The organism is Spirulina sp. CCY15215 (assembly GCF_016888125.1).
GTDB lineage: Bacteria > Cyanobacteriota > Cyanobacteriia > Cyanobacteriales > Spirulinaceae > CCY15215.
Window position 1 is genome coordinate 1 of record NZ_JACSWA010000425.1, and the last position, 12,805, is coordinate 12,805.

The 12,805-nt window shown below is 42.8% G+C and carries 6 protein-coding genes; 4 read left to right on the forward strand and 2 right to left on the reverse strand.

The genetic code is table 11. From position 1 onward, the window contains the following. The first annotated feature begins 112 nt into the window (after positions 1–112). The 4 genes from JUI58_RS12220 (at position 113) to JUI58_RS12235 (ending at position 5,419) form a co-directional block, all read left to right on the forward strand. A complete protein-coding gene (locus JUI58_RS12220) occupies positions 113–916 on the forward strand; it encodes a Tab2 family RNA-binding protein (RefSeq protein ID WP_204104067.1) in 804 nt (267 codons plus the stop codon). 23 nt (positions 917–939) lie between these two features. Then, entirely contained in the window at positions 940–2,691 is a 1,752-nt protein-coding gene (locus JUI58_RS12225) for an adenylate/guanylate cyclase domain-containing protein (RefSeq protein WP_204104068.1), read from the forward strand. A 68-nt stretch (positions 2,692–2,759) separates the two neighbouring features. Then, positions 2,760–4,247 (forward strand): polyphosphate:AMP phosphotransferase, encoded by a 1,488-nt coding sequence (gene pap, locus JUI58_RS12230; RefSeq protein ID WP_204104069.1) that lies wholly within the window; start codon positions 2,760–2,762, stop codon positions 4,245–4,247. A 125-nt stretch (positions 4,248–4,372) separates the two neighbouring features. Further along, entirely contained in the window at positions 4,373–5,419 is a 1,047-nt protein-coding gene (locus JUI58_RS12235) for a YdcF family protein (RefSeq protein WP_204104070.1), read from the forward strand. A 1-nt stretch (position 5,420) separates the two neighbouring features. On the opposite strand, the gene JUI58_RS12240 is transcribed toward JUI58_RS12235, so the two are convergent. Together JUI58_RS12240 and JUI58_RS12245 are read right to left on the reverse strand one after the other, a co-directional pair. Continuing rightward, positions 5,421–6,593 (reverse strand): patatin-like phospholipase family protein, encoded by a 1,173-nt coding sequence (locus JUI58_RS12240; RefSeq protein WP_204104071.1) that lies wholly within the window; start codon positions 6,591–6,593, stop codon positions 5,421–5,423. Between the two features lie 28 nt (positions 6,594–6,621). After that, positions 6,622–12,750 (reverse strand): PAS domain S-box protein, encoded by a 6,129-nt coding sequence (locus JUI58_RS12245; protein WP_204104072.1) that lies wholly within the window; start codon positions 12,748–12,750, stop codon positions 6,622–6,624. Positions 12,751–12,805 lie beyond the last annotated feature (55 nt).

Genomic DNA, 12,805 nt, shown 5'->3' on the forward strand with positions numbered 1-12,805 from the left:
TCTAGTCGGATGCTTCGCGATTTCCTTTGTTGGTCTCGCTAACCCTACCCAAATCAAAGATTATGGGTAGGGACTGCGCTCGACATTTTGTTCAATAATCCATCATCCACTCATGACAATTTGGCAAGTCGATCTTTATCAATCTTCCCGTTTGAGTACCGAAACCCAAGCAATCTGGGAATTGATAATCTGCGATCGCCAAGGAAATCTCATCCATGCAGCAAATTGCCCCCAACAAGAGGTGAGTATCAATTGGATCCTGGCTCAATGGCAAAATCTTACCCCAAAAATGCCCGATCGCCTCCAAGTCTTTCGCCCGCAATGCGCTAACTTATTGGCAGAAGTTGCGAAACAACTGGAAATTCCCCTAGAAACCACGCGACACGCGATCGCCATCAAACAACTCCTGAGACAGCGCCATGAGTCTGTAAGCGTCATAAAACCGCCCCCTCAGCCCCTTCCCGATCGCCTTTGGGGGGAAAGATGGCGTTTTGCTAACTTACCTGCGGGGGAAAGCGTCAGGAAATTTCGCGATCGCCCGATTCCTATTCTCGATATTCCTGACGACTTCGATCCGGTTAAACTGGGTCTAGCTTCTTCCATTCTCCTCCCCGGTATTATTATCGAAGGTGGGCGGCGATCGATGCAACTAGCTCGCTGGTTGCAAGAAGTCCAACCTTATTCTCTCGATTATATCCCTACAGAAGTTGGCTTATCTGGAGGAATTGTGTTAGAAGCAGGATTATGCGATCGCTGGATTCTCCAGACTTTTTCCGATCCAGAAGTCTCTCATGCTGCCCAACAATACCAACAAAGATTGCAACAGAGTCAGGGGTTACATTTTCTTCTCATCCAACCCGATAATTTTAATGCGAATTATACGGGATATTGGTTATTAATGAGGGAAGAAAGATAATCATATTCGCGCCTTAATTGCCCATGCACCTCCGACAAAAAACCTTAATTGCGATCGGCAGCCTCCTAACTGGTTTAATTGCCGTTCTTTCCATCAGTTTATCCCTTGTTTTTTTAAGCAGTTTTTCGCAACTCGAAAAACAAGATACCCGTCAGAATGTACAAAGGGCGATCGCCGTTTTTCAAAAAGAACTTTCTCTCCTCAATATTCTAGCAGAGGATTGGTCTCATTGGGATAATACCTACAATTTTGTTAACACTCGCGATCCGAGTTTTCTAAGTACCGATTTACGTCCTCCAACCATCGAAAAATTAGATTTTAATTTTGTTTCTATTCTCGATCTGCAAGGAAAACTTGTTTTTGCCACGGAATTTTACGACGGAGAAATCAATCGAAATGTTACTATTCCTCCCATTCTGACACAACAGCTATCTCCCAATCGTCTTCGCTTGTCTAGTGAGGGTTCTGATAGCAGTATTAAAGGATTTTTTGTATTAAATAAACAGATTGCAATCCTTGCGGCGCATTCAATTTTAAACAGTGAAAAAAACAAACCTATTCGCGGAACTTTAGCATTTGGACGCTATATTGATGACGAAAGAATTCAAGAAATTGCCAAACAAGTTCAACTCTCTTTAAAGATTTATCCTTTGGAAGATCGCCCACTTCCAGAAAACTTACAATCCCTTCGCGATCGGTTAGAGAAACAAGAGAATTTAAACCCTAATGAAACTGCAATCTTAACTCAAACACTCAATTCTGAAGAAATTTCCGGTTATACAATATTTCGCGATCTTTACGATCGACCGATATTTCTTTTACAAGTTACTAACCCTCGTGATATTTATCATCAAGGTCAAAAGAGCTTATACTATTTAATTTTTTCTTTAATTATTGTTGGCATTATTTTTAGTATTGGCATGATTGTTCTTCTGGAAAGAATGATTTTATTACGATTGAGCCATGTTAGTAAAACCGTCCGAAAAATTGGCAAAACTCGCGATCTTTCTCGAAGAATTTCAATCCCAGGCAAAGATGAATTAAACGCTCTTGCTGATACAATTAATTGGATGCTATCTTCTCTAGAAAGTAGCGAACAAGAATTAGAGAAAAAACAAAAACGATTAGAAGAAGAACAAGAAAAAGCTGAACAATTGTTGCTTAATATTTTGCCCCATGCCATTGCTCAAACTCTAAAAAGTGACCAAAGTGCGATCGCGGAACATTTTGATGAGGTGACTATTTTATTTGCTGATATTGTTGGTTTTACGGCTTTATCTTCGCAATTATCCCCGATTGAATTGGTCAAGTTACTCAATGAAATCTTTTCCCAGTTCGATAAATTAGTCGATGAATTTGCATTAGAAAAAATTAAAACAATTGGTGATGCTTACATGATTGCGGCGGGTTTACCGCTTCCTAGGTCAGATCATGCAGAAGCAATGGCAGATATGGCATTAGCAATGCAAAATGCGGTGGAAGAATTTCAAAAAAAATACGATCGTCCCCTGCAAATTCGGATTGGAATTAATACCGGTGTTGTGGTCGCAGGGGTAATTGGTAAAAAGAAATTTATTTACGATCTGTGGGGAGATGCAGTGAATATTGCTTCGCGTATGGAATCATCGGGAGAACCTTCTGCAATTCAAGTGACAGAAGCAACTTATGCCCGTTTAAAAGATACATTTGATTTGGAAAAAAGAGGAACAATTCAAGTTAAAGGAAAAGGGGAAATGGTAACGTATTGGTTGAGAGGTAAAAAAAAGATAGGCTAAAATTAAGATCAATCTGCGTAACTGTTGTATAATGAGGGATAAATTATTGAAATATTAAAAATCAAGTAATGTTAAATACCTTAGATTTAGATCGTTCTCTCGATAAAGCAACCTATAAAATTCAGATTGAGGAATTAATGCGCCAGTTGCGATCGCTGCAACAAGCCTGTTGGGAAAAGAAATTAACCTTTGTGGTGGTTTTGGAAGGTTGGGCGGCGGCGGGAAAAGGGGGATTATTAAAGAAGATGGTTAACTATATGGACCCTCGGGGTTTCTCTGTTTATCCGACTTTACCCCCCACATTAGAAGAACAAAAATATCCTTTTTTATGGCGATTTTGGCAGCAGCTTCCTCCTCACGGAAGTATTGGGATTTTTTATCACAGTTGGTATGGTCACTTACTTGAAGATCGACTCTTCGATCGCGTCGAAGCCGTCAAAGTTCCCCAAGCAATGGCGACAATTAACGCTTTTGAGCGACAATTAAGCGATGATGGGGTGGCGATCGCCAAATTCTTTCTTCATCTCGGACGCAAGGAATTAAAAAAGCGCTTGAAAAAGGCTTCTAAGGACGAATTGACGGCGTGGCGAGTACGTCCGGAGGATTGGCTACAAGTCGATCATTACAAGGAATATCGGGCTTTAGCGGAGGAAATGCTACTGCATACCAGTACCGGAGTTGCACCGTGGATTTTAGTGGAGTCTAATTGCAAGTATTGGGCGAGAATTAAGGTACTGTCTCAACTGGTCGCCGTCTTAACCGAAGCCCTCGATCGCGCCGCGATCGCCCAACCAGAAATCCCCGCACAACCCCAAGAAAAACTCCTCCCTACGGAACCCGATTATTTAGCAAAGGTGGATTTAAGTCTTAGTTTAGAGCGCGATGATTATAAAAAGCGCTTAAGAAAGGCACAAATAAAATTACAAAAGTTACAGTTAAAAATTCACCAACAGAAAATCCCCATCGTTTTGCTATTTGAAGGTTGGGATGCAGCAGGAAAAGGAGGAGCAATTAAGCGCTTAACCGATAGTTTAGACCCTCGCAGCTATAAAGTAAACACTTATGCCGCCCCTACAGATGAAGAGCAAAAATATCACTATCTCTGGCGGTTTTGGCGCAAGTTACCAGAAGCGGGAAAATTTGGCATCTTCGATCGCAGTTGGTACGGTAGAGTATTGGTGGAAAGGGTAGAAGGACTCGCCAAACCAAGGGAATGGCGACGCGCCTATCGCGAGATTAATGAGTTTGAACTGCAACTTATTAGTGATGGTTGCGTGGTAGTTAAATTTTGGCTGCATCTCAGTCAAGAGGAACAATTACAGCGTTTTGAGGAACGGAAAGAGAATCCTTTTAAAGAGTATAAACTCACAGAGGAAGATTGGCGCAACCGAGAAAAATGGAACTTATACGAAGTCGCCGTCAATCATGCGATCGCCCGTACCAGTACCCCTGCTGCACCTTGGACAATCGTACCGGGAAATGATAAGCATTACGCTCGGGTTTTTGTTCTGGAAACAGTTATTGAGGCGATCGAAGCAAAACTCAAACGCCATTAATCAGATAAACTAAAATCAAATAAACTAAAATTGAGTTTGCAGGGTTTTACAATCTTGTCCCCTTTCTTCTCAATTATTTGTGATCATTAAAAAACTTTTGTTCTCTATTTTTACTCCTTGCAGCAATGATCGAAGTTCTTTCCATTGTTTTACTTTCGATTCTGATTTTATTATTTCTTTATTTTCTGATCGCAAAAATTATTCCGACACAAGCATTAGCAATTACTGGTGGTGCATTTTTAATCGGAATTATTTTAATTTCGTATCTTAAACCTACTTTAACTCCAGTTTCTACATTTTGGTCAATTCTTTCTTTTCCTTTAAAACCTTTGGGTTTATCGCTTCTTTTCTTCTTATTAGCTGTTCGTAAAATTGACTTCAAAAAAGGCGATGCAATCAAAAAACCCGGTCACGTTTTTTTGACTATTGGCATCATTATTCTCTTAGTATCAAGTAATCCTTATTTTGCTTATCAAAGCGCCTATACTATAGAAAAATATACCGTTGAAACACAACAAGACCTCCGAGATATTTGTGTAGAAAATTGTTTAGCTACTGAGTCTCTAACACAACAAATAGTAGGGGCAATTGTCTTGTTGGGACAAAATACAACCGAACCTTATATTCCCTATAGAACTCAAATTCAATTTAATAGAACAGGTAATCGAATTTTTTACACAACGCAACTCTATTATCAGCAAAGAAATTTGAGAAATTCCCCCAAAATCATTATTTGTGCGAGTCAAAGAAACTATTTATCTGGAAAACCAGAACAAGTGAATGAAGCCCAAGATATTGCCGGAATTTTAAGACGATTGGGGATTCCCAATAATAGCATTATTCAGGAAACTCGCGGCTTGAATTTACGCATGAATGCGGTAGAAGTCGAGAAAATTTTGGGTCAAGAAAGATTATTAGAACAACCGGTTTTTCTCGTTACATCGGGTATCAAAATGCGTCGCGCAGTACAAACATTTAGAAAAGAAAAAATTCGCGTTATTCCAACACCCACAGATTTTTATACTTTCCAAAAAGACGCTACTCCAAAAAGACGTATTACTGTGCGAGATATATTACCTTCTGTGGACGCATTAAGCATTACAACAGATATTGTTGATGAATATTTGGCCAGTATTTATTATTTGTTACGAGGGTGGCTTTATCAAGTCTAATTTAGTTGTGAATTTTGATGAAATTGGCGATCGCAACTTTAACAAAATCTCCCTCTCCATAAACCCGAGAATAGCGAGTTTTTCCTTGTTCCACAAATTGTTCTCCCGTCGCGATTAATTTTTCGATCGCTTCTGGGCTACCATCATCTATTATTTCGCTAACGTGCTGTCCAGTAAAGCGATTTTTGGTTTCACTGACAGGGATTAAATTGCGCGGATCGCGGAAAGTTTCTCCCGGTTTAGGAATGTACCAATCATTCAAATCGAATTGTAAGCGCAGATAGCGTTTTGATTGATATCCTCCCATTAATTGCTGACAAACCGTGCTATCAATTTCTTGAGGTGCTGCCATAAAAATATCACCAATATGGCTTGCCCATTTCATTGTTTTCCAGCTTTTAACAGTTTGATAGGTAAAAGGTTTTGCTGAATTTCCCGTCCCAATGGAGAGGACAGCAATATTATCTAAAGTTAAATCCTTTAAATTTCGTTCTATTTTAACTTCATCAGAAATAATCTCCTGTTGACTCAATAATAGCGCTTCACTAATCATGGATAAAGTTGGATTATTCGCAGCGACACCCCCATCAATATGAGGGAATTTCCAGTCGCCAAACTTTTCTTGATTTTCGGGTGTTAATTCGTAGGGAGGAAAAAAAGTCGGTGCAGAAGAGGAAGCAACGCAAATTTTCCAAAGTGGTGTATCGTCATACCAGCGATCGCCAAGATGAGGATGAAAATTAGTAAATCGGGTCGTATTGCGATAGAATGTATCGTAGGCAAGGATATGCAAAATTGGCTTGTTAATTGCTTTTATGGGTGTATTCTCTAATTGCTCCTGCAAGACTTCTTCTAAGCCCTGATGAGTGTATTTGGGAGACAAAACCAATCCAGCAATGAGTTTTAAAGGATCGGGAAGATTTTCTTTCCAAGACTTAGGAAAAATGCGATCGCCATTTTGTTGATAGAGTTCTAATAATTCTTGACAAGTTTTTCCCTTCGCTAAACCCGCCGCTAAAATTGACCCAGTAGAAACTCCGGCGATCGCATCGAAATACTCATGTAGTTTGAGTTTTTTCTGCTCCCAGAGTTCTATTTCTACCGCTTGTAGAATCCTAGCAGAAAGTGCGCCGCGCATTCCGCCACCGTCTAAACTGAGAATTTTGAAGGTCATAATAGTTTTCCTTTTCCTCGATTCCTTGTTATATCAAATCCGATTCGAGAGGAATCATAACGTAAAATGAACTACCCTCCCCCACTGTACTTTTCACCCAAATTTTGCCTCCGTGTAGTTCCACCAAACTACGACAGATCGCCAGACCCAAACCCGTGCCTCCCTTTTGGCGAGAATCCGAAGCATCGACTTGATGAAACCGTTCAAAAATGCTATCTTGATGCTCTGGGGCAATACCCCGACCGCGATCGCCCACGCAAAACAAAAATTGACCTTCATCTTCTCTCGCTTCTAAACTTACCACCATTCCCGGTTCGGAAAACTTAATCGCATTAGTGAGTAAATTGCTGAGAATTTGCATGAAGTAATCGGGATCGACCCAGATTTCCGATGTATCGGCGCAAGAAAGAGAGAAAGTGACACCTCGTTTTTGCGCCAAATCTTGGAGCATTTCTAAGGCTTGGGTGCAGAGGTCGTAAGCATTACAACGCTGAAATTTGAGATTGAATTGACCGGACTCGATACGTTGGAGATCGAGAATGTCATTAATCAAACGACTGAGGCGATCGGTATTATTAATGGCAATTTCTAACATAGACTGCCCCTTATTCGTTAACTCACCTAATTTTCCTGTTGCCAAAAGTCCCAAAGCACCGCGCACAGAAGTCATCGGGGTTCGTAACTCATGGGAGATCACCGAAATTAGTTCATCCTTCATGCGATCGATCGCCTTGCGATCGCTAATATCTTTATGGGTTCCGGTCATGCGAACGGGTTTACCCTCCTCATCCCATTCAAAAACCTGAGCGCGGGCGCAAATCCATTTCCAGTCCCCTTGTTTTGTCGCCATGCGGAATTCTGCCTGATAAACTGGGGTACGACCTTCAATATGGGCGTGTAGAATATCGAGAACTTCCGGTAAATCTTCCGGATGAACGAGGCGCTCCCATGTCCCATAGACGTTTTCGAGTTCTTCTTCCCGGTAGCCGAGCATGGTTTTCCACTGGGGGCTGAAGTAAGTTTCCCCAGTGGTAAGATGCCAATCCCATAATCCCAAAGCACTGCCTTCTAAAGCCAGTTGCAAGCGTTCTTTGCTGGTTTGTAGGGCTTCTTCTGCTTGCAAGCGCTCTAATTCTGCCCCAGCCCGAGCCGCAAAAATCCGCACTATCAATTCTGGGGTGCGGGTGTCGGTCATGGGTTTGACATCCATAATGGCGAGATGCCCTAAAATATTGCCCCCAGAATCATTAAGGGGAATGGCTGAGTAACTCTCAACGTTGAGGGTTACGAGGTCTTCGTCTTTGGGAAACAATTTTTGACTATCGCAAGGATAAAGGCAAACCTTTCCCTGAATCACGCTCTCGCACGGGGTATGAGCGAGATCGTATTCAAAGTTATCGCCAAAATCTTGCCCTTGCCAAAAGGCTAAGGTGCGAACTCGGGTTTTTTCGGGGTCGAGACATTGGGAAATAAAGGCATAGCGAACTTGTAGAACTTCCGCTAAATGGCGAACTAAAGAGCGGAAAAATTCACTGCCAATTTGAGCGGCGGTTCCTTCGGCGATCGCCCTTAAGGCTTCGTCGGAGCGCTTGCGATCGCTGATATCTTCAGCGATCCCCGCGACGCGATAAACTTGGCCAGATTTATTGCAAATGGGGAAAGCGCGATCGCGGATCCAGCGTATTTCTCCATCGGGCCGAAGTATGCGATATTCTTCGTCGTATTTGCCGCAGATTTGTTGAGGAAAAGCAGCAATGACGCGATCGCGATCGTCCGCATGAATGGCTTCAATAAAAGAGAGAGGGCGAGTATAAACTTCTTCGCAGGCACGTCCCCAAATGGTTTCGTAAGCCGGAGAAACATAAATTATTTGCTGTTTGGCCGGATCTGTCATCCAATCTGTCATCCAAAAAACACTGGCAATATTTTCCGCCAGTTGACGGAAGCGTTCTTCGCTCTCTCGGACTTGCAGTTCTGCCCGTTGGCGTTCTAAAGTATGGGCAAAGATTTCGCCGATAATTCGCAGCAAGCCAATATCGTCTGCATTCCATTGTTTTTCGCTGTGGACGGCATCAAAGCCCATAAATCCTAATAGTTTGCCTCGCACGAGCATGGGAACATTGAGCATAGAAAGAACGGATTGAGCTTCAAGGCATTCTTTCTCAAAACCCGCTTCCGGGGGCAGATCTCCCAACCGAGGAACATTCACCACTTCAAAGCGCTGAATTTGCCCAATAAACCACGGATAAACGCTTAAGGGAACATCTTCTCCCGTGGCACGATGGGATTGAACCCCTGGGGTACACCATTCGTAAAGGTTTCTCATGGTTTGCCTTTCGGAATCGATCGCGAAGACGTAACAGCGATCGACTTCCGCAAATTTGCCGACTTGTTGCAGGGCGGCTTGAATTCCGAACTTGACTTCTTCGCTTTCAAGATTAATAAATTGGCTGGAAATAGTGGCGATGAGACGTTCGAGGGATAAGCGATACTGAATTTTGGCTTCTGCTTGCTTGCGATCGGTAATGTCGTAGAATACTCCCTGAACGAGCCATTTTCCACCCACTTTGCTAAAGTTACTGCTAATATCAACAGAGATGCGCTGCCCATCTTTGGTTAACACGAGAGTATCTGCAAAATAACTGGGACTTTTTGTGAGGGCATCTTTCTGAAAATTGGCGATCGCCTTGGGCAGTTCTTCGGGGGGGTGAATTTGGCTAAAGTGCATCTGGGACAATTCCGCTTTGCTATAGCCTAAAAGTTCTTCCGCTTTGCGATTGGCTCCCAGTAAGTTTCCTTCTAAATCGGCAATCAAAATCGCATCGCTGAAGGTTTCTTGGAGGTTGCGATATTTTTCTTCCGACTCTTTGAGAATGATATCAGCTTGTTGGCGATCGCGATGTGCAGCTTGTCGTTCGCTAATATCCCGCACAAAACAAAAACAAAATTCTTCTCCTTTAAATTCAAGGTAATTCACGCTCATTTCCACGGGGAACGTGCGATCGTCCTTGGTGCAATGAATACTCTCAAAAATCAAATAGCCTGTATCTTTAATTCTCCGCCAATATTCGCTAAATATTTTTACAGGCAAATTGGGATCAATATCACTAATATTTAACTGCAACAATTCTTCTGAGGAGTAATCTAAAGACCGACAAGCGGCTTGATTAACATAAGAAAAATTGCCTTGGCTGTCAATGCGGAAAATCGCATCAGTGGCGCGATCCACGGCAAATTTTGTCAATTGTAGGGCTTCTTCTACCCGCTTCCGTTCTAAAGCATTGGTAAAAATTTCTCCCACCAACCGCAGGACATTCATGCTGGCAACCGTCCACCTTTTGTGATCGCCCACAGCATCAAATCCGACAAAACCGACAAACCGTCCGCGATCCGTCATGGGCAAGCAGAGAATAGATTGAATGGATTCTGCTTCCCATTTTGCTTGTTCTACGCTTGCTTCCACGGGAAGGAGGTAAAGATTGGGAACATGGAGAACTTGACCGCGTTTTAATTGAGGCAATGCCCAAGGAAAGGCAGTTACGGAAACCTCTTCTAATTGTTCTCTTTGAGTATCGATGTCCATAGCACACCATTCGTGAGTCTTGCTAATGGTTTCGCCATTGTCGGAAAGTTGGTACAGATAAGCGCGATCGATCTTGGCAAATATGCCGATCTGCTGCAAAGTATCGTTAATTCCGCGATCGATCTCATTGGCATCTAAATTAATAAATTGTGTAGAAATATGGGTCACTAAGGCTTCGATCGCCATGCGATGCTCGAGGGTAGCTTCGACTTGCTTGCGATCGCTAATATCCAAGGCAGTTCCAAACAGGCGAATCACTTCTCCGGTATCATTGGTTACGGGTTGTCCTCGCAAAAGGAGATAGTGAATTTCTCCATCAGGACGCTGAATGCGCTGTTCTAATTCATAAGGTTGACCAGTAGAGATCGCCCGTTGCATGGCTTCCTGGCTGGCAAGGCGATCGTCGGGATGAATATATTGGAGATATTCTTGTCCGATCGGAGTGGAAGAGGAAATGAATTCTCTTGTGGATAGATTATCCTGTTTTTTGTTTTCTAATCCATAGATGCGGAAGAGTTCATCAGACCAGGTAACTCGACCGGAAATCAGGTCGATTTCCCAGTCCCCCACATGGGTCACTTTTTGCGCCTCCGCCAGCCTTTGCGTACTTTCTTGTAGTGCGGCTTGGGATTCTTTTTCCGGGGTGATATCTCGCGCTACGGCATAGATTAAACCTTCTTCGAGATAGGATGTGGCACTCCATGCCAGCCATTTATAATCTCCATTGGCGCAACGGTAGCGATTTTGAAAATTGACGTTCAACACTCCACCTTTACCCAAAGTTTGCGTCTCGGCAAGGGTTGAGTCGCGATCGTCGGGATGGACGAATTCGAGATAGGGTTGAGCCAATAGGGTTGCGTGGCTATGCCCCAATATTTTCGACCAGGCTGGGTTAATGCGCTTGAAATAGCCGTCAATTCCCGCAATACAGAGCAGATCTGCTGACAGGGTGAAAAAGCGATCGCGATCGGCTTCGGCTTTTTTGCGTTGGGTAATATCGGTCATCATGCCCAAGGAACCGATAAACTGTCCCTTCTGCCAAAGAGGAGAAATAGAAATCATCACCCAAACTGATTCTCCCGAACGATGGGTTAATTTCAAATCGTATTGTTCCGAACCGACAGTTTGTGGCTGTTGTAAAATTGGGGCGAATATTTCCCGCATTTCTGCGTTTATAAAACGGGTGTAAGATTTGCCAATAATATCTTTGGGATCGTATCCAATTGTGTTTGCAGCGCGGTGATTGGCGAAATCAATGCAGCCTTGGCGATCGATGATAATGATGCCCTCGTTTGCCGTTTCTACAATATAACGATAGCGTTCTTCGCTTTCTTTGAGGGCAACTTCAGTTTGCCAGCGTTGTTGGGTTGAAGAGATAGACACTGCGACAGATTGAAGCAAGGAAACTTCAGACGCATCCCATATTTTGGCCTCGACGCAGTTATCAAAGCCAATAAAGCCGAAAAATATCCCATTCACTTGTAAGGGTAAAACTAAAATCGAGAGAATCTCTTGTTCGGTGAGAATCTCTTGCATGGGACTGGATAAATTAGTCACCAAGTCGGAAATCGTTTCTCCTCGTCTGAGAATCTCTGCAAATTCGAGGCTAAAATCCTTGTAGGGCAGATTTTGATAAATCGGGTTATTGATTTCGGGGTTAATGCCTTCGGCACACCATTCTGCTTTTTGGCTCATCCGCAGTCCTTGCAGTTCGTCTCGGTCATTTTCAAATAAATAAACTCGCGATGCCCCTGAAGTAGTTCCGAGGATGTGAAGGATGTTATCGTAACAGGAGCAAGGGTTTTGGCAATCTAAGAGTTTTTGCCCGATTGCGACTAAGGCTGCTAAATAGCGCTGGCGTTTTTGCCCGATCGCCTCTTGTTGTTTCTGCTGTATAATATCACTTATGCAACCGATTAGGGGTTTTTCTCCATCAGGATGAGTAAAAATACTTTTTTTAGTTGAGATTGTATGTTGAGTGCCTTCTGCTGAACTGTGGGCAATACTTTGATTCTCTTGGTTTTTCACGAAAACCGGTTTTGCGATCGCCTTCAAGATTTGAGCGGCAAATTTCCAGTTTGTTTCGATGGGACAGCGATCGCACTGCTTCTGAGTGTTTATACTATGGCGCAGGGTCGTATGACGCAAGATTCGTAAAAATTGGCGGCGATTGAGGTCTTCTAGGACTAAAAAATCTTGGACTCCTGCCCTAAGAGCTAGTCTAGCAAGTTCGGGATCGTCGCGATCGCTGAGGAGAATGAGAGGGGGTTGGGAAAAGTAAAAATTGGGGAAATAACGATCTTCTACAGGGTTATTTTCTTCTCTATTGAGGGGAAAACATTGTGCGATCGCCTTGATATTTTCCTCGCGATCGCCAGAGAATAGAGCTAATAAAACAAGATCAAAAGTCTCTTGCTTCATGCGAGTCATGGCGATCGCAGCACTATCCACACGAGTCAGGTTGATTTTGTCGCGAGATTCATCTAGCCATCTCGCGATCGGGTTATTGAATTTTGATTGACTTTCCAACAACAAAAGTTTAATTGACTTTTGAGCGATCGTTTTTTCCAACATTGCCTTTACTTGTTGCTACTCTGTTGAGGCAAGATATCCCTAAACTATCAGTTTA